The organism is Gilliamella sp. B2785, assembly GCF_026537005.1.
Taxonomy (GTDB): domain Bacteria; phylum Pseudomonadota; class Gammaproteobacteria; order Enterobacterales; family Orbaceae; genus Gilliamella; species Gilliamella apicola_E.
Genome location: NZ_JAFNNC010000001.1, coordinates 330,633 through 353,490, shown reverse-complemented (window position 1 = coordinate 353,490; position 22,858 = coordinate 330,633). Strand labels below are relative to the sequence as shown.

General features: G+C 36.1%; 19 protein-coding genes. 8 read left to right on the top strand and 11 right to left on the bottom strand.

Features of this window, described 5'->3' with window-relative positions:
• Positions 1 to 46 precede the first annotated feature (46 nt).
• Together fabA and J3U24_RS01580 are read right to left on the bottom strand one after the other, a co-directional pair.
• The gene (fabA, locus tag J3U24_RS01585; protein ID WP_065561925.1) at positions 47 to 568 is read right to left on the bottom strand and encodes a bifunctional 3-hydroxydecanoyl-ACP dehydratase/trans-2-decenoyl-ACP isomerase; all 522 of its coding nucleotides are present in this window, start codon (positions 566 to 568) and stop codon (positions 47 to 49) included.
• Between the two features lie 138 nt (positions 569 to 706).
• Entirely contained in the window at positions 707 to 2,482 is a 1,776-nt protein-coding gene (locus J3U24_RS01580; protein ID WP_267337533.1) for a Lon protease family protein, read from the bottom strand.
• Between the two features lie 178 nt (positions 2,483 to 2,660).
• Between J3U24_RS01580 and J3U24_RS01575 the strand changes: the two genes are divergently transcribed.
• Positions 2,661 to 4,433: a DUF3413 domain-containing protein gene (locus tag J3U24_RS01575; RefSeq protein WP_267337534.1), complete on the top strand. Its 1,773-nt coding sequence runs from the start codon at positions 2,661 to 2,663 to the stop codon at positions 4,431 to 4,433.
• A 25-nt stretch (positions 4,434 to 4,458) separates the two neighbouring features.
• Here the strand turns inward: J3U24_RS01575 and lipA are convergent, their stop codons facing one another.
• The gene (lipA, locus tag J3U24_RS01570; RefSeq protein WP_065734553.1) at positions 4,459 to 5,412 is read right to left on the bottom strand and encodes a lipoyl synthase; all 954 of its coding nucleotides are present in this window, start codon (positions 5,410 to 5,412) and stop codon (positions 4,459 to 4,461) included.
• A 10-nt stretch (positions 5,413 to 5,422) separates the two neighbouring features.
• Positions 5,423 to 6,043 carry a lipoyl(octanoyl) transferase LipB gene (gene lipB / locus J3U24_RS01565; protein ID WP_267346959.1) on the bottom strand — a complete coding sequence of 207 codons (621 nt, stop codon included), beginning with the start codon at positions 6,041 to 6,043 and terminating at the stop codon, positions 5,423 to 5,425.
• Positions 6,044 to 6,417: 374 nt separating this feature from the next.
• Between lipB and aceE the strand changes: the two genes are divergently transcribed.
• From aceE to lpdA, 3 genes are read left to right on the top strand one after another with little or no spacing between them, the layout of a single operon-like run.
• Positions 6,418 to 9,084, top strand: a complete 2,667-nt coding sequence (gene aceE, locus J3U24_RS01560) for a pyruvate dehydrogenase (acetyl-transferring), homodimeric type (protein ID WP_267337536.1) — start codon at positions 6,418 to 6,420, stop codon at positions 9,082 to 9,084.
• A 12-nt stretch (positions 9,085 to 9,096) separates the two neighbouring features.
• The gene (gene aceF / locus J3U24_RS01555; protein ID WP_416380503.1) at positions 9,097 to 10,677 is read left to right on the top strand and encodes a pyruvate dehydrogenase complex dihydrolipoyllysine-residue acetyltransferase; all 1,581 of its coding nucleotides are present in this window, start codon (positions 9,097 to 9,099) and stop codon (positions 10,675 to 10,677) included.
• A 15-nt stretch (positions 10,678 to 10,692) separates the two neighbouring features.
• On the top strand, positions 10,693 to 12,117 hold the full coding sequence (gene lpdA / locus J3U24_RS01550; RefSeq protein ID WP_267337537.1) for a dihydrolipoyl dehydrogenase: 1,425 nt from the start codon (positions 10,693 to 10,695) through the stop codon (positions 12,115 to 12,117).
• 331 nt (positions 12,118 to 12,448) lie between these two features.
• Here the strand turns inward: lpdA and J3U24_RS01545 are convergent, their stop codons facing one another.
• The 4 genes from J3U24_RS01545 to J3U24_RS01530 are packed head-to-tail and all read right to left on the bottom strand — an operon-like array spanning position 12,449 to position 15,073.
• A complete protein-coding gene (locus J3U24_RS01545) occupies positions 12,449 to 13,273 on the bottom strand; it encodes a PTS system mannose/fructose/sorbose family transporter subunit IID (RefSeq protein WP_267331292.1) in 825 nt (274 codons plus the stop codon).
• 13 nt (positions 13,274 to 13,286) lie between these two features.
• The gene (locus J3U24_RS01540; protein ID WP_267337538.1) at positions 13,287 to 14,114 is read right to left on the bottom strand and encodes a PTS mannose/fructose/sorbose/N-acetylgalactosamine transporter subunit IIC; all 828 of its coding nucleotides are present in this window, start codon (positions 14,112 to 14,114) and stop codon (positions 13,287 to 13,289) included.
• A gap of 24 nt (positions 14,115 to 14,138) precedes the next feature.
• Complete coding sequence (locus tag J3U24_RS01535; RefSeq protein ID WP_267331294.1) at positions 14,139 to 14,630, bottom strand: PTS system mannose/fructose/N-acetylgalactosamine-transporter subunit IIB; 492 nt, start codon at positions 14,628 to 14,630, stop codon at positions 14,139 to 14,141.
• A gap of 23 nt (positions 14,631 to 14,653) precedes the next feature.
• On the bottom strand, positions 14,654 to 15,073 hold the full coding sequence (locus J3U24_RS01530; RefSeq protein WP_267337539.1) for a PTS sugar transporter subunit IIA: 420 nt from the start codon (positions 15,071 to 15,073) through the stop codon (positions 14,654 to 14,656).
• A 182-nt stretch (positions 15,074 to 15,255) separates the two neighbouring features.
• Here J3U24_RS01530 and deoC point away from each other — a divergent pair, with 182 nt between their 5' ends.
• Positions 15,256 to 15,966, top strand: coding sequence for a deoxyribose-phosphate aldolase (deoC, locus tag J3U24_RS01525; RefSeq protein WP_267337540.1), 711 nt, complete (start codon positions 15,256 to 15,258; stop codon positions 15,964 to 15,966).
• 66 nt (positions 15,967 to 16,032) lie between these two features.
• Here deoC and J3U24_RS01520 read toward each other — a convergent pair whose 3' ends face one another.
• From J3U24_RS01520 to J3U24_RS01510, 3 genes are all read right to left on the bottom strand, one after another.
• Complete coding sequence (locus J3U24_RS01520; RefSeq protein ID WP_267331297.1) at positions 16,033 to 16,761, bottom strand: GntR family transcriptional regulator; 729 nt, start codon at positions 16,759 to 16,761, stop codon at positions 16,033 to 16,035.
• A 110-nt stretch (positions 16,762 to 16,871) separates the two neighbouring features.
• A complete protein-coding gene (manA, locus tag J3U24_RS01515; RefSeq protein WP_267337541.1) occupies positions 16,872 to 18,053 on the bottom strand; it encodes a mannose-6-phosphate isomerase, class I in 1,182 nt (393 codons plus the stop codon).
• Between the two features lie 142 nt (positions 18,054 to 18,195).
• Positions 18,196 to 19,374 (bottom strand): carbohydrate porin, encoded by a 1,179-nt coding sequence (locus J3U24_RS01510; protein ID WP_065561919.1) that lies wholly within the window; start codon positions 19,372 to 19,374, stop codon positions 18,196 to 18,198.
• 347 nt (positions 19,375 to 19,721) lie between these two features.
• Between J3U24_RS01510 and prfA the strand changes: the two genes are divergently transcribed.
• The 3 genes from prfA to kdsA are packed head-to-tail and all read left to right on the top strand — an operon-like array spanning position 19,722 to position 22,512.
• Positions 19,722 to 20,807: a peptide chain release factor 1 gene (gene prfA, locus J3U24_RS01505; RefSeq protein WP_065561918.1), complete on the top strand. Its 1,086-nt coding sequence runs from the start codon at positions 19,722 to 19,724 to the stop codon at positions 20,805 to 20,807.
• Positions 20,804 to 21,640 (top strand): peptide chain release factor N(5)-glutamine methyltransferase, encoded by an 837-nt coding sequence (gene prmC / locus J3U24_RS01500; RefSeq protein WP_267337542.1) that lies wholly within the window; start codon positions 20,804 to 20,806, stop codon positions 21,638 to 21,640. The genes prfA and prmC overlap by 4 nt, the downstream gene beginning before the upstream one ends.
• 17 nt (positions 21,641 to 21,657) lie before the next feature.
• Complete coding sequence (gene kdsA / locus J3U24_RS01495) at positions 21,658 to 22,512, top strand: 3-deoxy-8-phosphooctulonate synthase (protein WP_065561962.1); 855 nt, start codon at positions 21,658 to 21,660, stop codon at positions 22,510 to 22,512.
• Positions 22,513 to 22,858: the final 346 nt, after the last annotated feature.

Sequence of the window (22,858 nt, the reverse complement as noted above, 5' to 3'; positions counted from 1 at the left end):
ATCAGTAATTAATAATAGTGAGCAAGGAGTGTAAGATTATATTGAATTAAAATTCAGACGTGTCTTTAAATAAACCAACTTTAAGATCAGTTGCTTCATAAATTAATTTACCATCAACGTAAACTTCACCATCGCCGATTCCCATGATTAATTTACGATTAATAACACGTTTAAAATTAATTTTATAAGTCACTTTTTTGTTATTAGGTAATATTTGACCTTTTAATTTTAATTCACCAACACCAAGCGCTCGGCCTTTACCTTTACCGCCAATCCAGCCTAAATAAAAACCGACTAATTGCCATAAAGCATCAAGACCAAGACAACCAGGCATTACCGGATCGTTTTTGAAATGACATTTAAAAAACCATAAATCAGGATTAATATCAAACTCAGCTTCAACATAACCTTTACCGAAACTACCACCGTCTTCATTCATTTCAATAACGCGATCCATCATTAGCATCAAATCAGACGGTAATGGCGGTCCATCATGACCAAATAATTCACTATTACCTGATTTAATTAGATCTGCTTTATCATACGAAGATTTACGTTCAAATGTCATAAAAAAACCTTTTATTTTGTTGTCATTACATAATTGCTTATAGAATCATTATTGATTAAAAAACTAATAATTAACCTAAGCTGTAAAGTTTTACATGATTATTTCATTAATCGCATCAATGAAATTTTGGTCTCAAGTTTATTGTGTATTGTTACTTTTTGCAATTTTTTTCCAGCGACTGAGCCAACCATCACGTCTTTTATCTTGAATTAGCATTGATTGCATACGAGCATGAATCAACTTATAAAGACTAATATTATTCTCATCTTTGTAAGGAATACCAGTTAATAAATAGAGCGCATCGGCGACATGTTCGACAGTCCAAATAGAGAATTTATCATTATTAATTGCCTCAATAATGTCATCGCTTAAGCTTAAATGGCGCTGATTACTAGCAGGAATAATAACACCTTGTTGGCCCGTCAAACCTTGGTGCTGACAAACAGCAAAAAAGCCTTCTATTTTCTCATTAACGCCACCAATAGATTGAACATGGCCAAATTGGTCAACAGATCCTGTCACAGCTAATTGCTGATCGATAGGTTGATTAGATAGCGCACTAATCAGCGCGCAAAGCCCCGCTAGTGAAGCGCTATCGCCATCAATCTCATTATAGGATTGTTCAAATACTAATGACGTAGAAAATGGAAGTTGATGATTGATTGCAAACTCCGACATAATAAACGCTTGCATAATCATCATCCCTTTAGAATGAATATTGCCAGCAAGATCGGTTTTACGTTCAATATCAATTAATTCACCGTCACCAAAATGGACAAGACAGCTTAACCGTGTTGGCTCACCAATCGCTTTTGGATAACCGGGGTATTCAATAACTGATAACCCATTAATCTGCCCAACCACTTGTGACTGAGTATCAATCAAAATTTGATTGGTAAAAATCTCATCATGGAACCGCTCAGCTAAATAATTTTCTCGCCATGTTTTTTGTTCTAAAGCCTTTGTGACGGCTAAAGCATCAATATTCTGATTTTCTATAAAATAAGATGAATTTAGCAGAATCGATTGCACCCATTCAACGCTAAGTGGTAAATAATATTGATCACCCGTATATCTTGTTGCGTGTTTATAAATTTTAGCAAAAGCAGATTGCTCAATTTTAGGTAGCGCTAAGTGGTGGCTTATAAATTGTAAATAATTCATCCAATCATTAATTCGCTGAGGTTCAGTGATATGCATTTCACTTTCAAATTCAGCGTAAATAGATGATGAATAAAATTCTGGTTCAAATTCCTGCAATTCAGCTAGAGAGAGCCTATCTCCGACTAAAATAATGCGTAAATCCAACGGCATGGCAGGAATAGATAATGGTAATGGATGAGAATCATCAGCTGAAAACCATTCAAAAGTTTGTGACAGAACCATCTGTTTTAACTTAGACCAAACTACTGGTTGCGCAAGCAGTGAACGCAATCCTAAAATTAAAACACCACCATTAGCATCATGAACTAAACCAGCTTGTAATTTGATTGGACTATTTTCAGGTTGCCTAACACAACCAAATAGTTTCTCCATATCAACGATTGTTGCTGATAGACAATTATCTTGGGATGCAAAATTATCTTGCTTACTTTTCGCTTCAGTTAAGGTAATTTTATTATCACTAAAGTAATAGCTATAACCTAAATGGGTCGTTGTGAGATTACGCTTTACCGACTGCTTTAATAAATCAAAAAAAAGCTCGCTTTCAGATGCTTTTAAAAGCACAAAGCGAGAACGATACTGCGTATTATGATTTTTGCACAATAAGGATACAGCAGCAGCAACGCGAGGTTGCCACGATAACAAATTGGTTAATCCATCACTGCATAAATTTGTTTTAATATCGCTATTATTTACAATGTCATTTACGTTAGGTTGGACTTCTTGAGAGTTGAGTTGTTTGATTGCCAAAGTTAGTATCTTTTTAATTAGCTATATTATTAAAGCAAATTATAACAAGTATCGATAGCAACGCCAACAAATAACCAAAGGCTTTATGCTAAAAAAATTACGGAAAGATTTTAAAAAATCAGTTAAACTGTGACGTAAATTTCAATTAAGTTTTTCTTGGTAATTACTACAATTAAATATGCTCAAACTCAAAAACAATCATATCAAAGACGATAAAACCTCGCAGATAGTTAGTTGGGGGCATTGGTTTACGCTATTTAATATTCTGGTAGTCATTTTACTTGGTAGCCAATATTTGCTCATTGCTGATTGGCCCCGAACATTCATGGGGCGTTTTTATGCAATTATTAGTGCGATTGGGCATTTTAGTTTTCTTACTTTCATTGTTTATTTGATATTGCTTTTTCCGTTAAGTTTTCTTATTCACTCTTCACGATGGCAAAGGATTATTGCAACTATCGTTGCAACGATAGGAATTAGTTTACTGCTTATTGATGTTGAAGTTTTCTCGCATTTTAGAATGCATCTAAATTTATCTATCTGGCAACTATTTACCTCGGATAAAGCATCTTTTCTCAATAGTGCATTTATATTAATACCCTTTATTCTTTTGGTTGAAATATTATTCTCGATTTGGAGTTGGAAAAAACAACGCAGTTTAAGTAAACGCAAACGTTTTGCCAGACCTGTAGTAATAGGTTTTATTCTATGCTTTGTCTCATCACATTTGATTCATATTTGGGCCGATGCTAACTTCTATCGTCCAATTACGATGCAACGATCAAGCTTACCGCTATCGTATCCGTTAACGGCGCGTCATTTTCTTGAGCGTTATGGATTTATTGAAGAGAATGGCTATCGTAATCGCGCAATTCAAGAAGGTAACCCATTTGCGATCGCTATTGAATATCCACTCGATAAAATTTCATTTAATGAAAATCAAGATAAACCGAATATCTTGATTATTGATATTAATGGTTGGAATGATCGACTATTAGCCAATAATATGCCTTGGCTGAAAGAATTTGCTAGCCAAAATATACAATTTACTAATCATTATGGCGCAAGTAGCCAAGCCTACTTAAATAACTTCTCATTATTCTATGGCCTTGACCCGAATTATTATAATAGTATCTTGGCCGGGCATAAGCCATCGGTATTATTCGAAACTGTAACTAAACAACATTATAACGTTGGTCTATTCTCTGCTGATGGTTTTTCTGAACCACTTTATCGTTATGCATTATTGTCTAATTTCACCACCCCAGATGGTAAAAAGCAGTCTAACAAGCAAACCACTGATAATTGGATGGCATGGCACGATGAACAAAATCAACTCGAAAACCACGCTCCTCTATTTTCTGTCATCCAATATTCACTGGGTGCCAAAAATAAAAAAATGCCAATAACCGAATTAGAGACAGATGCAAAAAAACTCGACCAATATTTAGAATCTTTAATTGCATATTTAACATTATCTAATGCATACGAAAACACCATAATTATTATTACCGGTTCTAATGACATAAAAATAGATGATGCTAAAAAATCTGCTTTACGTAATGATGAAATTAACTTTAATCGAAATGCCTTAAAAGTACCATTAATTATTTCATGGCCAGGTAAAGAGGCAAAAGAAGTTAATAATATAACTTCTGAAACGGATATATTAAGAACATTAATGCAAGATGCTCTCAACGTCACTACACCTGCAAAACAGTATAGCCAAGGTCAAAATCTATTTAACCAACAAGAGCGTGAATGGATTCTAGCTGGAAGTGAAAATCAGGTTGCAGCGCTTTATGGTAATAAAACTGTGGTAATTGATGCGTATGGACGATCTAAAATCTATGATCTAAACGGTAACCAATTGAAAGATGAAAAGATAAACTTACCTACCTTCTTACAAATTGTCACCGAAAATCGTCATTTTATTGTGGTAGATAATTAAACAATGTTTTCCAAAGAGGTGAATATTACTTCACCTCTTTTCCCATTGCTTGTAGATCAGCATGATAAGATGAACGCACAAATGGTCCGCAAGCTGCATGGGTGAATCCCATAGCCAGCGCCATCTGTTTTAATTCATCAAATTCCTCAGGTGAAACATAGCGCTCCACAGGCAAATGATACTTACTTGGTTGTAGATACTGACCTAAAGTTAGCATGGTAACACCATGGCTACGCAAATCCTTCAAAACCTGAATAAGTTCTTCATTGGTTTCGCCTAAACCAACCATCAATCCTGATTTTGTGGGAATTTCGGGGTGTTTTTGTTTAAACGTTTCAAGTAATTGTAACGATCCCTCATAACTTGCTCCTGGACGTATTTTTTTATACAAACGAGGAATATTTTCCAAATTATGATTAAACACATCCGGAGGGTTTTCACTTAAAACCGCAACGGCTTCATCAACACAACCACGAAAATCAGGAGTTAAAGTTTCAATTTTTATATTCGGGCTTAATGAACGAATCTCTTGAGTACATGAAGCAAAGTGACTTGCTCCGCCATCTTTCAAGTCATCACGATCAACAGAGGTGATCACAACATAACGCAATTTCATCTCTTGAATTGTTTGCGCAAGCTTATTCGGTTCCTCACGGTCTGGTGGCAAAGGGCGACCATGAGCAACATCACAGAAAGGACAACGACGAGTACAAATATCCCCTAAAATCATAAAAGTCGCGGTCCCATGATTAAAGCACTCCGCCAAGTTAGGGCATGAAGCCTCTTCACAAACCGAATGTAACCCATGTTTACGCATCGTATTTTTAATATGCGTAATATTTTCTGTATTTGCCGACAACTTAATTCTCATCCAATCAGGTTTTTTTAAAGGAGCTGTATCCTCTATAGTGATTGAGGGAATTAGACGCGTTTTTTCGGCATCACGATATTTTGAACTGCGGATTTCAGTATTTTGCATAATTCACATCTTAATAGTTTGGTAGCTGATTAATAAAATAATCAGTCAATAAATGGTTAATCTCTTGGCGATCAATTTTTGAAACATATTGTTTCAACTGCGTCATTTCTAATCCAGAATAACCACATGGATTAATATAATTAAAAGGAGTGAGATCCATATCGATATTAAGGGCTAATCCATGTAAGGTACAGCCACGCTTAATATGTAATCCAAGAGAACAGATCTTCTGTTGATTGACATAAACGCCCGGAGCGTCTTGTTTTGAATAGGCGACTATCTCATAGTGCTTTAATGTTTGAATAACACTATTTTCTAAATAATTGACGACATCACGAATACCTATTTTACGCCTTTTTAAATCCAATAAGATATACATAATTTGTTGTCCAGGCGCATGGTATGTAATTTGACCACCACGATCAGTTTGCACAACAGGAATATCCGTTTTAGTAAGCAGGTGCTCAGGTTTTCCAACCTTACCTTGAGTAAAAACCGGAGGATGTTCAACTAGCCAAATCTCGTCTTGAGTTTGCTTATCACGCTGCTGAGTAAAATCATGCATAGCTTGATAAGTATGCCAATAAGGCATAGTGTTTAACTCTTTAATAATGACGTTTTTACTTGGCATATTATCTGTCAATTCAGTCTTAATTTAACAATAAATTAACAACTATATAGCAGATTTTACTATATCTTGACAACCGCTAACTATTCAAGGTATAACTCAAAACGCAGTATTCTTTCCAATCTCATGAGTTAAATTTGACTTATATCAAATAATTATCTTTTTATTTATATTAATAATTGAAATAGTTGATTAATTTAATAGGAATTAACATTCTTTTCAGGGCGGTGGTTTGCTTTACTTTTTAATGGAAACTGGCAGACTGATATCAATTAAGCATCCGTAATGCAAAGTTGAAGCTTATAATTTTAGTTATGGCGTCTGTTATAGCTAAGGATAGCAAAAACTGCATTTTTTAAACAAAAAAGAGGTTTTATATGTCGGACATGCAAATGAATGATATCGATCCAGTCGAAACAAAGGATTGGCTGGAAAGTTTAGATTCTATTATTCGAGAAGAAGGCGTCGAACGTGCTCAATATATTATTGAACAGATTGTCAATAAAGCTAGAGATGGTGGTGTCCCTTTACTATTTGGTTCTTCAACCAGTAACTATATAAACACAATCCCTGTCGAAGAACAACCAGCATATCCAGGTGATTGGGAAATTGAAAGACGAATCCGTTCAATTGTTCGGTGGAATGCAATTATGATGGTCTTACGAGCTTCTAAAAAAGATTTAGAGCTTGGTGGTCATATGGCATCATTCCAATCTGCTGCTACATTTTATGAAGTATGTTTTAACCATTTCTTCCGTGCTCGCAATGAAAAAGATGGTGGGGATTTAATCTATTTCCAAGGTCATATCTCACCGGGTATCTACTCACGCGCTTTTATTGAAGGTCGTTTAACTGAAGAACAGCTTGATAACTTTAGGCAAGAAGTTCACGGTAAAGGTTTATCATCTTATCCTCATCCAAAATTAATGCCGGAATTTTGGCAATTCCCAACCGTATCAATGGGGTTAGGACCAATTAGTGCAATCTTCCAAGCTCGCTTTTTAAAATACTTAAACCATCGTGGTTTAAAAGATACCACTGAACAAACGGTTTACGCGTTCTTAGGTGATGGTGAAATGGATGAGCCAGAAGCAAAAGGTGCAATCACGGTTGCAACACGTGAAAAACTTGATAATTTAGTCTTTGTTATCAATTGTAACTTGCAACGTCTTGATGGCCCGGTAACCGGTAATGGCAAAATAGTGAACGAACTAGAAGGTGTGTTTGCTGGTGCTGGTTGGAATGTGATTAAAGTACTTTGGGGCGATCGTTGGGATAAATTATTGCAAAAAGATAAATCAGGGAAATTAATTCGTTTAATGAATGAAACTCTTGATGGCGATTATCAAACTTTCAAATCAAAAGACGGCGCTTATGTACGTGAACACTTCTTTGGAAAATATCTTGAAACGGCTGAATTAGTCAAAGATATGTCTGATGAAGAGATCTTCAGACTAAACCGTGGTGGTCAAGACCCCGAAAAAATGTTTGCTGCATTTGCAAGAGCAAAAGAGACAAAAGATCGCCCAACAGTTATTTTAGCCCACACCATTAAAGGTTATGGAATGGGTGAAGCCGCAGAAGCGAAAAACATTGCACACCAAGTCAAAAAAATGAATATGGATGGCGTTCGCCATGTTCGTGACTTCTTTAACATTCCGGTTACTGATGAAGCACTTGAAAAATTACCTTATATCAAATTCGAAGAACATAGCCCTGAATACAAATATATTCATGAACGACGTCAAGCATTACATGGTTATGTGCCTTCACGACTAACTAAATTCTCAGGAACGGTTTCTATCCCTCCTTTAAGCGAATTTGCGCCATTACTTGAAGCACAATCTAAAGAAATCTCAACCACTATCGCTTTTGTGCGTGCGCTTAACATCATGCTAAAAGATAAAGACTTAGCACCGCGACTAGTACCAATTCTCGCTGACGAAGCGCGTACGTTTGGTATGGAAGGTCTCTTCCGCCAAATTGGTATATATAACCCACATGGTCAACAATATACCCCACAAGATAAAGAGCAAGTTGCTTACTATCGTGAAGATGAAAAAGGTCAAATTCTCCAAGAAGGTATTAACGAATGTGGCGCGACTGCATCATGGTTAGCGGCTGCTACTTCTTATAGCAATAACGATTTACCGATGATTCCTTTCTACATCTATTACTCAATGTTTGGCTTCCAACGCATTGGTGATTTAATGTGGGCGGCGGGTGACCAACAAGCTCGAGGCTTCATGATTGGAGGAACTTCTGGTCGCACAACATTAAACGGTGAAGGCTTACAACACCAAGATGGTCACAGCCATATTCAAGCATTAACCATCCCTAACTGCTTATCATACGATCCAGCCTACGCTTATGAGGTCGCGGTTATTATGCAAGATGGCTTACGTCGTATGTATGGTGAACAAGAAAATGTTTACTACTACATCACAACACTAAATGAAAACTATGCCCAACCTGCAATGCCTGAAGGTGCAGAAGAGGGGATTCGTCGTGGTATTTATAAGTTAGATACCGTTGAAGGCCAACAAGGCAAACCAACAGTTCAATTATTAGGTTCTGGATCAATGCTACGTCATGTTCGTGAAGCGGCTGATATCCTTGCTAAAAACTATGGCGTCAGTTCTGACATTTACAGTGTAACGTCATTCACCTTACTTGCTCGAGATGGTCAAGATTGCGAACGTTACAACATGTTACATCCAAGCGAAGAAGCAAAAGTGCCATATGTTGCTCAAATAATGAATAACAATCCTGCTGTTGTTTCCACTGATTACGTGAAACTTTATGCAGAACAAATTCGAGGATTTGTACCAGCAGAAAGCTACCGAGTACTCGGAACAGATGGATTCGGTCGTAGTGATAGCCGAGAAAATTTACGTCATCATTTTGAAGTCGATGCATCTTATGTTGTGATTGCAGCACTAGGAGAACTAGCTAAACGTGGTGATATTCAGCCAAGTATTGTTGAAGACGCGATTAAAAAGTTCGAAATCAATGCTGACAAACTCAATCCACGTATTGCATAAGAGGTAAAAATAATGAGTATTGAAATAAAATTACCTGATATCGGAAGCGATGAAGTTGAAGTAACAGAAATCCTAGTTAAAGTCGGCGACAAAGTTGATGTAGATCAATCACTATTAACTGTCGAAGGCGATAAAGCATCGATGGAAATACCGGCACCACAGGCTGGTATTGTGAAGTCAATCATTGTCAAAGTTGGCGATAAAGTGACGACAGGTGTTAGTATTATGGAATTTGACGAAGAGGGCGCAAGCGCGTCAAAAACGCCTGCTCCAGAAGTTTCAGCTCCAGCTCCAGCTTCTGCGCCAGCACAAAATAGTAGCCAAGTCGTTGATGTTAATGTTCCAGACATTGGTGGCGATGAAGTAGAAGTGACTGAAATATTAGTTAAAGTTGGTGACTCTGTTTCAGTTGATGATTCACTCATCACCGTTGAAGGTGACAAAGCTTCAATGGAAGTACCGGCAACCCTAGCTGGTACAGTAAAAAGCATCACTGTTAAAATTGGCGATAAAGTCAAAACTGGCTCCAAAATAATGGAGTTTGAAACGAATAGTGCACCCGTTAAAGCTGAACCTGCGCCAGCTCCAGCTCCAGCTCAAGCTCAAGCTCCTGCACCTGCACCAGTTGCTGAGACAGCTAAACCTGCACCAACTGCAAATGAATTTGTAGAAAACGATGCTTACGCACATGCCACACCATCAGTTCGACGATTAGCAAGAGAATTTGGTATCAATCTTGCAAAAATCCAACCTACAGGCCCTAAACATCGTGTACTTCGTGAAGATATCCAAAACTATGTCAAAAATGCCGTAAAACAAGTTGAAAACGGTGGATCATCTGGTGCATTCCCTGGATTATTACCATGGCCAAAAGTCGATTTCAGTAAATTTGGTGAAATTGAATCTTTACCATTAACCAAAATTCAAAAAGTATCCGGTGCAAATTTACATCGAAACTGGGTGATGATTCCTCATGTTACTGAATTTGATGAAACAGATATCACTGAACTAGAGGCATTTCGTAAGCAACAAAATGCTGAAGCAGAAAAGAAAAAACTCGACCTCAAAATTACTCCGCTCGTGTTTATCATGAAGGCCGTAGCGAGTGCTTTAACTGCTTATCCGCGTTTTAATAGTTCATTGTCAGAAGATGCACAAACCCTTATCATTAAAAAATACATCAACATCGGTGTGGCAGTTGACACGCCAAATGGTTTAGTTGTTCCTGTATTTAAAGATGTAAATAAAAAAGGCATTATTGAACTTTCACGTGAACTTGCTGAAATCTCCAAAAAAGCGCGAGACGGTAAACTCACAGGTAGTGATATGCAAGGTGGATGTTTCACTATTTCAAGCCTTGGTGGCATCGGAACGACATCATTTACCCCGATTGTAAATGCGCCAGAAGTGGGCATACTTGGTGTATCTCGCTCAAGTATGAAACCAGTATGGAATGGTAAAGAATTTACACCACGCTTAATGTTACCTTTATCATTATCCTTCGATCACCGAGTGATTGATGGCGCAGATGGTGCACGCTTCTTAAGCCATATTGTTAATGTTTTATCCGACTTACGTCGACTAGTGATGTAAGGGGGGAAATCAGTTATGAGTCAAGATATCAAAACACAAGTTGTTGTATTAGGTGCTGGGCCAGGGGGTTATTCCGCTGCTTTCCGTGCCGCCGATCTTGGATTAGATGTGACATTAGTCGAACGCTACTCAACCTTGGGTGGTGTTTGCCTTAATGTTGGCTGTATTCCTTCTAAAGCATTATTGCATGTTGCTAAAGTGATGGATGAAGCAAAATCCCTCACCGAACATGGCATCCATTTTGGAACGCCAAAGCTAGAACTCGACAAAGTTCGTGCTTGGAAAGAAAAGGTCATCAATCAGCTTACTAACGGGCTGGCAGGCATGGCCAAAATGCGTAAAGTTAATGTGATTCAAGGTGAAGCGCAATTCACCGGTAGTCACACAATGGATGTTACCTCTGCCAAAGGTATAACTAAAATTACCTTTGATAATGCTATTATTGCAGCAGGATCTCGACCAATAACCTTACCTTTCATTCCTCATGACGATCCTCGTATATGGGACTCAACCGATGCGTTAGCATTAACCACTATTCCTAAAAAATTACTGTTAATGGGTGGTGGTATTATTGGTCTGGAAATGGGTACCGTATATCACGCATTGGGTTCAGAAGTGGATGTGGTTGAAATGCTAGATCAGGTGATCCCAGCTGCGGATAAAGATGTGATAAAAGTCTTTACCAAACAAATTCAAAAGAAATTTACCTTACGCTTAGAAACTAAAGTAAATACGGTCGAAGCCAAACATGATGCAATCTATGTCACCATGGAAAAGAAAGATGGAACCATCGAAACTCACACTTACGACGCAGTACTAGTGGCGATAGGTCGAGCGCCAAATGGTAAACTTATCAATGCTGAAAAAGCTGGAGTAAATGTGACCGATCGTGGTTTTATTGAAGTCGATAAACAGATGAGAACTAACGTTCCACATATCTATGCGATCGGTGATATTGTGGGTCAACCAATGTTGGCTCATAAAGGGGTTCATGAAGGGCATGTTGCAGCTGAAGTGATAGCTGGTAAAAAACATTATTTCGATCCGAAAACCATACCATCCATTGCCTACACCGAACCAGAAGTTGCTTGGGTAGGATTAACTGAAAAAGAAGCGAAAACAAAAGGTATCGATTATGAGGTCGCCATATTCCCATGGGCAGCATCAGGGCGAGCAATTGCGTCTGATTGTTCAGAAGGGATGACTAAACTAATCTTTAACAAAGCCGATAATCGCCTTCTTGGTGGTGCGGTAGTTGGAGCGAACGGTGGTGAACTACTTGGAGAGATCACTCTTGCTGTGGAGATGGGCTGTGATGCAGAAGACATTGCATTAACCATCCACGCTCACCCAACCTTACATGAATCAATCGGCCTCGCGTCCGAAGTGTATGAAGGTACGGTTACCGATCTACCTAATCCAAAAGCGTTAAAAAAATAATTAGTATTTTCCTAGTATTAATGAAATAAAACCATGCCGTTAGTTAACTAACGGCATTTTTATATGTGTTTAAAGAAATATCATTTTATAAAGAAGTGAGTACCAGAAAACTTTATAGTTAGGAAAATCCAATTGGAAATGATATATCAAAACGATATAATTTAATATTTGATATGGTTTTCAGATTATATTGTTGAAACTTTTATTATTTTTCTTAATTCTTTTAACTTATTAATTGTCATGATAAATAACAAAAAGAGGAATTTATAAAATTCCCCTAATTGTTTCATGGTAATCCTTTTTAGCTTTTCTAAACTAGGAATCTATTTGACTAGAATATACCAATCACTACACCTACCGATGTAATAGCTGTAATGATCAAAATGACTTTTGTCGCCGTCATCTGTTTTGCTGATACTAACCACCATGCCAATAGCACCATAGATAGAGGTAATATTTTCGGGAATATACTATCAAGTACACTTTGTAATGATTTCATGCTTTCGCCCATAGGTATTTCCAAGGAAGAATTAAGCACAATATTACCTGCAGCTAAACCACCTACGACCATTATACCAAGTACATTAAACGCATCAGTAATACGTTTGACGTTATCACCAATAATATTATCAATCGCATTAACTCCCAATTTATAGCCGTAATGGAAACTAAAATAGGAAATCAATGGGCCTAAAATACCATAAGATAAAATATAAAAAATAGGACCGATAGCATTACCACCCGCAGCCATTCCCATGGCTATTGATAACAATATTGGTACGATAATACCTTGAATGAGGGAATCACCAATTCCGGCTAAAGGCCCCATTAGCGTGGCTTTAATATTTACCGGTAATTCTTCTGGCACATTTTTACCTAAGGCGATCTCTTCTTCCATAGAGGCAACAATGCCGTTAATAATTTGGCCTGTTTGTGGTTCGGTATTATAAAACATAGAATGTCTGACTAATAAGCGGCGCTTCGCTTCAGGATCATTTTTATAATACTTTTCTGCAAAAGGAATATAGGAAAAAGCCCACGCATGTGCTTGTAATTTTTCATAACTCATTGATGATAAATGGGTAAAACCCCATCGATACCAAATTTGACGTAACTCTTGTTTTGTTAAACGTTGTTCATCCATTAATTTATCCATGTTATTCTCCTTTTTAAAACAGATCATCATCTTCAAAAACATCTGAATTTGATTGATTTGTTTCTTTAATTGTTGCTGCCGATTTACTGCTTGCAATAAAATATAAGTAAGCAACTAAAGCCGAGATGAAGACTAGGGCTATCATACTTAACTCTGCAAAAGCTAATAAAACAAAGCCAGCGAAGAAAAAGATTAACTGAACTTTCGATTTAATCACAATATTCATCAGCATTGCGATACCTAATGCTGGTAAAACACCACCCAATACTGAAATAATTTTAGTAATTATTTCTGGTACATTAGTTAATAACCATTCCACCAATCCAGAGCCATAATAAATAGCTAAAAAGACTGGAACGGCACGTAATAGAAAAGTGGTAATTTGTGGATAAAATAGGTGATTTAAAATAATACCACGAGTATTGTTTGTTTCGGCTGCGTGTTGAGCTTTACTATTCCAAAATGAATATAATGCCATTCGAGTATTATAAAATATCAACCCAAAAGTTTGGCCCAATAAAACAGAAAGCGTTACTGCTACGGCAGGCTCTTTGGTTGTGGCAAGAGCTAAACCAATACCGCCATAAGCTGCATAAGTGATTTCACTATTCGTTGCCCCTCCTGTTGATAAATTGGCAATAAAAACAGCTTGAACAGCTAAACCGCACAATACACCAGCTTGTATATCTCCAAAGGCTAAACCAACTAATAAACCCGCAACCAAGGGTCTTCCAACTATATAAAATCCACCTGACATACCAAAAAGCCATGGTGATTCAATCGCGCCTAAATAACAAAATATCCCTGTTAATAAAGCGGGAATAAAAAGCGTTGTTTCCATAATTTTTCCCTCTGAATATGAAACTTACAAAGTGTCGTATTTCTTTTTCATTACGTCCCAACTTTTAACTTCATCATCAGGTAGTAATTGAAATTCGATCTTAATTCCTTGGCTTTCAATATAATCAAACGCTTTGCAATCGTTTTCATCAATGGCAACTGTTCGTCCTAAAACTTTTGCTCCTGCTCTCGTATTCATACAACCGATATTTAATGTTGCAGGCAATTTAGCCCCAGCTTTTAACAATTTTTCAAATGTCTGTGGTGAATCACTAATTAAAAAAAAGTTTTTATTCGACTCAATCCCTTGTTTTATTTTTTCTACACCTTGTTCAACTGTATAAATCCCAATTTTTAGTGTTCCTGCTGCTGCTTTCAGAACACGTTTGCGTAATTCGTCAGCAGCTATATTGTCACCAACTACCAGGATGCCATCGACAGGTCTGAATTTTGTCCAGCGAGTCATTATTTGACCATGAATCACACGATCATCGACTCGAGTTAAAGTAATTGTCATAAATATTCACTCCTATCATTTAATTAAAAATCTAAGTCTTCATTTTCATTCTCAGTGATTGATGCCATTGATACTGAAGTTTGTCCCACTTCTAAAATTGAATCGATAGCTTCATGAATATTGAGTTCGTTAATTAGTGTTCCTGCTTGAATTAGCATAGGTAAATTTAATCCTGTTAATAAATGAATTTTATCTGGATGACCTAACATATAGCGAAAAGTTTCGTTATAAGGTGTGCCTCCTTTAATATCACTAAGTACAATCACAACTTCATTATTCATAATGTATTTATCTAAAACAGTTGTTAATCGTGATGAAAAATCACCGATCCCTTTATCATCAAGCTTGACAGCAATAAATTGAGATATATCACCAGCGATCATTTGGTAACTCAATAAGATGCCTTCGCATAATTCCCCGTGTGAAGTAACAACTACTTTCATTCTGATCTACCTCCTTAAAATATTTTTCAAATATATACTTACATATTTGTCATTCAAAAAAAATATATTATGATTTATTTTTCATTATTTGAGAGGTTTGTCACATTTCAACTAACATTTCTGTTGACAAAAAATAATTAATTTCTAGTATATGTAATTACATATATTATTGAGGAAAAAACATGAAAAACTACTCTTTACGTGAATTGAGTCAACTTATTGATCACACCAATTTAAAACCAGATGCAACGATTGCTATGATGGAAAAACTATGTAAGGAAGCCAGTGACTATCATTTTAAAATGGTTGCAATCAATCAAGTTCAATCAAAATTGTGTGCTCAATTATTAAAAGGCACAGAGGTAGATATTGGCGCTGCAATTGCATTTCCTTTAGGTCAAACAACGATTGAATCGAAATGCTTTGAAACAAAAAATGCAATAGATATTGGCGCGACCGAAATTGATTACGTCATCAATATTTCTGAATTAAAGGCTGGTAATTTAAAATATATTGAACGTGAAATGTCAGAAATTGTAGAAATTTGCCGTCAACATAATGTTATCTCAAAAGTAATTTTTGAAAATTGTTATTTAACCAACGAAGAAAAAATAGCACTTTGCAAGATTGCAGTTAAAGTAAAACCTGACTTTATTAAAACATCTACCGGATTTGGTCCTTCAGGTGCGACAATTGAAGATGTAACATTAATGAAGTCACAAGTAGGTGATTTTGTAAAAGTTAAAGCAGCCGGTGGTATTCGTAATGCTGAAACATTTATAAAAATGATTAAAGCAGGGGCTGAACGTATTGGAACAAGTGCAGGGATTGCAATTATTGAAGAGATCAAAAAAGATTTACAAACAAGAAATAAACAGACAATGGAAATTTAACAAATTAATTATATAAAATATTATCAGTAATATACCCACTTATTGAGTGGGTATATTTTATCAAAATTAGTTCGAATGATTTAATTCAAAAACAAATGAGTTAATATCGCCACGATATTTAGATATTGAATATTCAACTGGTGTTCGATCATAGCTATAACCAATCGAATGGAAATAAAAAATAGGATCACCTTCTTCAATATCTAATAAATCGCTGGTTGTTTCATCCGCTTTCAATACATCTAACTTTCGACGTATTTGAAGAATTGGAAAACTCATTTTTTCTAAAACTGAATATAGTTTTTCTTGTTTAAAGTCATTATCTAAAAAGTTAGGTAATAATTTTACAGGTAAATAAGTCGTTACTAGCACGATTGGTTTGTTTTCTGCATAACGCAGTCGTACTAATTTGTATATAGCATCAAATTCATTGATACCTAAATGGTTTGCAATATCATTGGTTGCTTTATCCAATTTAAACGTTAATACTTTGGTTGTTGGATGAAGTCCCTTACGATTCATTTCTGAATCATAACTTTCAATAATATGGGTAAATTCTTGATTGATTTTTTGCTGTTTAACAATTGTTCCCCGACGTTTACGGCGTTCAAGGTATCCATCATTAACCAAAAATTGAATAGCTTGACGAACAGTAGGGCGACTGACTTGATAAATAGCCGTTAATTCAGACTCTTTAGGGATCAATTGCCCTTCAGCATATATCCCTGATTGAATTTTTTTTAATAAATCTTGCTGAATAAACAAATGACGTGGAATTTTATTATTAGAATCCATGATGCTTATTTTTGATTATTATATTAAGACATATTAATATAATACAATTGTCATGTAAAACAATCATATTTAACCTATTAATAGTTAACTATTTTTTTAATCATCAACCATTAAACAAATGCTTTAGCTAAATATCCCGTACCTTCATAATAATAAGAACCTGTTTGATAAGCGATAAAAGCTGATTCCCCTTTTTGCAATATTAGTGATTCTGATTTTGTGGTAAATGTGACTTTACCATCTAAACACAACACAATCTGCGCACTTTTAACTTGTTCAAAATGCTTACTTTCATCACTCTTTATAATTTCAAATTTAAAGTCATCAACGGGTACAGGAAAATAAAACTTATTCTCCCTCACAACAGGTTTAGTTAACAATTGGTTTAATGGTGTGCTTTCAAAATCAGTATTATTAAGTAATTCGCTACTATCGATATATTTATGTGTTAGGCCTGCTCTTAATACATTGTCTGAATTAGCCATAATTTCAAGCCCACAGCCAAACAAATAAGAATGTGGAGTCTGCGCACATAAGAACATAGCTTCCCCTGGCTTAAGCTCAATGATATTTAAAAGCAGAGGCATAAATAAACCAATATCATTAGGGTAATCGTTTGCCAACATTTTAATGGTGCAAAACGGCTCCTCATTAAAAGAATCGATATTAATTAAAAGTTTTTTAATCAAAGATGTTTTACTTGGATAGGATAGTGTCAATAAGTATGCAAAAAAATGCTTTAAAGAATGACGATTATTTTTTAAGAGTGATATTGGCGAAATTAAATCGGGAATGGCTACTTTTTCAAAAAGGGAAATAATTTCGTCAATAGCACGAAACGAACGCATGGCTTTAAAGGGTGTTAATGCATAAATAAGTTCGGGCTTATGATTTGGATCTTTATAATTCCGATTGGGGGCATCTAATGGTATACCTAATTGGTTTTCTTTGGCAAAGCCCAGTTTTGCATTTTTAAGAGTTGGGTGAACTTGGATTGATAACGCTTTTTGGGCTGAAAGAATTTTAAATAAAAAGGGAAGTGTTCCAAAATAGTTAAAGGTCTTATTACCTAACATTTCTTGAGGATTATCTTGGATTAACTTATCAAGCCTGATTTTTCCAAGTTTAGCATCAATAACTAAAGAACAACCAAGTGGGTGAGTCCCCATCCAGACTTCTGCCATCGGTTCTGAAGTTGGGTTTGGAATACCAAATAAATTGGTTATGCCATCTATACTGCCCCAATCATAATGTTTAATTGTATTTTCCAGTTTCCATATCGTCTGGCTCATATTGACACCCCTAAATACGTTTTTAGATATAAGTTAACTATACTCTCCACGTAACAACTTGCAATAAAAAAGCCAGTTTTAAAAAGCATTAAACTGGCTTAATCGAGAATTTACTGCAACTAATTAAATTTACTTCAACTAATTAAAAGAAGTATTTAAATCTTACACGAGCACCATAACGATCATCGGTGTTATCGCCATGAGATTTACTTCTATCAAGTAATGACCAATAAGCACCTAAATAGATATTAAAATTATCCATATCTAACACATCATCAATTAGATATGAGGCATTAACAGTATGAATTTTATATTTACCTTTGCTATTTATATGGCCATCTTTAACACGATTATATGGATTAAATTTTTTGATATCATTGTTCGCAAATAAGTAACCTAAGCCGATTTTTTCCCAAACAATATTTGTGCCAATGGTCATATCTTTTTCATCTTTAGCATTCATATAAGCAAAGCTGGCATTAAATCTGAATCCTGCTGCATCCCAATCGCCTTGATTGTTCCATGAAAAAGTCGCGCCATAACCAGTTCTTTGTGATTGATCGCGGAATTTACCGTTATCATCATGATAACCGTAAGCATTTTTTACCACATTGGTTTCGGCAGCAATTGCGGTTGAAATGCTTTCATTTTTCCAAGATAAAACGGGACGTAAATAGACCACGTTTTTCTTCTTATCGATTTCATAACCATGATAAGCCGATTTATTAAACATTTTCTCGCCATTATTGACCAATGCATTTAACTCAAAATTGACATTATCAAATAGCGGTGTATTTAACTGAATACCGCCACCATTATTACTACGTCCACGACCCTCTTTCAACATATAGATATAGCCAAAGCCGTCTTCATATAAATCATTGGCAGTATTACCTGAATATTCAATAAAGGTATCTTGTCCAAGCGGGAACATATCATAAGCTTCATAACGACCAATTTTAATATTCCACTCGTTTTTCTGACCAAAATAAAATGCCGCATCATCCAGATTCACATCACCACCTAAATCTGCTAAGGGTTGCACCACGAATCCAGCAAAGTTTTTGTTGTTAATTTCACGATAGCCATCTAAACCAATCAATATACGACCATTGATATCCCAACGATCTTTGTCAGAAGGTTTATTTTTTTTATCAGCAGTCTCCCTCAAAGAGCTAAGTTGCTGTTTGCTACTAGCGGCATCCACATTAAATTCGACGTCTCCATATAACTTTAACTGTCCTTGCGGAGTATCCCATTGAATAGCCGCATTTGCCATTGAACTTAACCCAATCAGACTACACATAAACATCTTCTTCATAAAATTAACTCCTTGAATAGTTATAATATTTAACAACAGTTTTATGTATGCGATAACAAAATTTAAAGCAAAATGGTGGTTCAATCTTAATAAAAGCGTTATTGATTCGTGATGACATCGTTTACAAATGATGTTATATGGAGTTAAGTAAATTTAAAATGACCAAAATTGAAATCTGTGACACGTGTAACATTTTTTATTCAATCTAATAATCATATCCTCACCAATACAGTGCGATTAACAATATTGTTTAGCTTAGCCATAAGTAAGTAGAAACTGTATTTTAAAGGCAATTAAGTATATAATGCCGGGCAAATTCAATTAATCATTATCAAATATATAGAGTTATGAAACCTTCAATTATCAGTAAATTGGAAACGCTACAAGAGCGTTATGAAGAGGTTCAAGCATTACTATCTGATGCAACGGTTATTGCCGATCAAAACCGATTTCGAACCCTTTCAAAAGAATATGCACAATTAACCGATGTGGTTAAGTGCTTTGCTAATTGGCAGCAAACTCAAGAAGATATCGAAACTGCCAAGATGATGCTATCTGATCCTGAAATGAGTGAAATGGCTCAAGAAGAGTTAAATGAAGCCATGGCTCAAGTTGAACAGCAAGAAAAACAATTACAAGTACTTCTGTTACCGAAAGATCCGAATGATGACTACAACTGTTTTGTTGAAGTTAGAGCGGGCACAGGTGGTGATGAAGCTGCAATCTTTGCTGGTGATTTAGCCAGAATGTACACAAGATACGCCGAATCTCGCAACTGGCGTGTTGAAATCATGAGTGCAAATGATGGTGAATATGGCGGTTATAAAGAAGTGATCATGTTAGTCAGTGGTGATGGTGTTTATGGCCACTTAAAATTTGAATCAGGTGGACATCGTGTTCAACGCGTACCTGAAACTGAGTCACAAGGTCGTATTCACACATCTGCTTGTACTGTTGCTGTTTTACCTGAGATTCCTGAAGCAGAAATGCCAGAAATCAATCCAGCGGATTTAAAAATTGACACCTACCGTTCATCCGGTGCAGGTGGTCAGCATGTTAATACCACTGATTCAGCAATCCGTATTACCCATATTCCAACTGGGATTGTGGTTGAATGTCAGGATGAACGTTCACAACATAAAAACAAAGCGAAAGCGATGTCAGTATTAGTTGCACGTATTCAAGATGCCGAAGCGCGCAAACGTCAACAAGAAGAAGCATCAACCAGACGTAACTTATTAGGCTCGGGTGATCGTTCAGACCGTATCCGAACATATAATTATCCTCAAGGACGGGTTACTGACCACCGTATAAATCTTACCATTTATCGCTTAGATGAAGTGATGGAAGGTAAATTAGATATGCTAATTGAACCAATAGTACAAGAGTACCAAGCAGATCAGCTTGCAGCGTTATCGGAACAGGATGAATGACCTATTTAGAATGGCTTAAATTTGCGTCGCAAACCTTAACTGAAAGCGAAAGCCCAAAACGTGATGCAGAAATTTTATTGAGTTTTGTTACTCATAGAACACGCACCTTTTTAATGGCTTTTAGTGAAACATCATTAACTGACGATGAAGTCATTGCGTTAGATGCTTATTTAAAAAGACGTCAAGAAGGTGAGCCGATTGCCTATATTACGGGCGAAAAAGAATTTTGGTCATTAAAATTTAATGTCTCCAACTCGACATTAATCCCGCGCCCCGATACTGAAAAGCTTGTTGAACTTGGTTTAGAATATTTGCCAAAGGCACCTTGTGAAGTTTTGGATTTAGGGACTGGAACCGGAGCGATAGCAATCGCCATGGCAACTGAACGTCCTGATTGCTTATTTACCGCAATCGAAAAAAACAAAGATGCGTTAATATTAGCTCAAAAAAATGCCAAGCAAATCGATGTTAATAATGTTTACTTTTTACTGGGAGATTGGTATAAACCAATAAAAAATCGTAAATTTTCTATGATTACCAGTAATCCCCCTTATATTGACCCGACCGACGTTCATCTATCGCAAGGCGACGTTCGTTATGAGCCTCGCAGTGCATTAGTTTCTGAAGATGATGGACTTGCCGATATTAAAGTCATTGTACAAGGCGCAACTAAACATTTAAATCAATATGGTTGGCTGCTAATCGAGCATGGTTGGAAACAGGGCTTAGCGGTGCAAACTATTTTTAAACAACACGGATTTCAATTAGTCGAAACCTTCACCGATTACAGTGGCAATGACAGAGTCACACTTGGTCGTTGGTTTAAACCTTAACTAGGAATGAGTTTATGATTAAACAAAAAAAAGTAAAAGTAGGTAATATTACGGTAGCTAATGATTTACCGTTTGTATTATTTGGTGGTATGAATGTGCTTGAATCACGTGATTTAGCCATGAAAATTTGTGAACATTATGTCACAGTAACCGATAAACTGAATATTCCTTATATTTTCAAAGCCTCTTTTGACAAAGCTAATCGCTCATCAGTTCACTCTTATCGAGGACCTGGGTTAGAAGAAGGGATGAAAATCTTCCAAGAATTAAAACAGCAATTTGGTATAAAAATTATCACTGACGTTCATACCGAAGAGCAGTGCCAACCCGTTGCCGATGTCGTTGACGTTATTCAATTACCCGCTTTTTTGGCAAGACAAACAGACCTAGTTGTTGCAATGGCGAAAACTGGTGCGGTAATCAATGTCAAAAAACCACAATTTGTTAGCCCAGGACAAATGGGCAATATTGTCGAAAAATTTGAAGAAGCGGGTAATGACCAAGTTATCCTTTGTGATCGTGGTAGCTGCTTTGGTTATGACAACCTTGTTGTTGATATGCTTGGCTTTAACGTAATGAAAAAAGTTAGCAAGGGTTCGCCAGTGATTTTTGATGTAACTCATGCGCTACAATGTCGTGACCCAATGGGAGCAGCGTCAGGTGGTCGTCGTGGTCAAGTTACTGAATTAGCTCGTTCAGGGATGGCGGTAGGTATTGCTGGATTATTCTTAGAATCACATCCTGATCCAAGTCATGCAAAATGTGATGGTCCATCAGCATTACCGTTAGCAAAACTTGAACCATTCTTAAAACAGATGAAAGCCATTGATGAATTAGTAAAAAGTTTTGAAGAGCTAGATACTGAAAACTAATAGCGCTATCAATTCCTAAGAGAAATGTTATACATTTCTCTTTTTTTTACCCATTACTCACCCCATTAAACTTATTCATTTCATTACTAATTCTGCCCATAATTTCATGACTTAAAAACCATCAAAAAAATAGAGCTTGATTAATTTATCACGTAAAAAAAGAGCCGAAAATCCCACAAAAATAAGCCGAATTCTCATCATTTTGGTGATTTAGATCACGAATTTAGATTAATTAATTTGCGAACTAAAATATGTTTATGCATTATAAAAATGCATATTTGTCCAATCTCCACCTAAATATGTTTCGTAGTTTAGAAAGCAATTCAAAGTAATAAACAATTCAGTT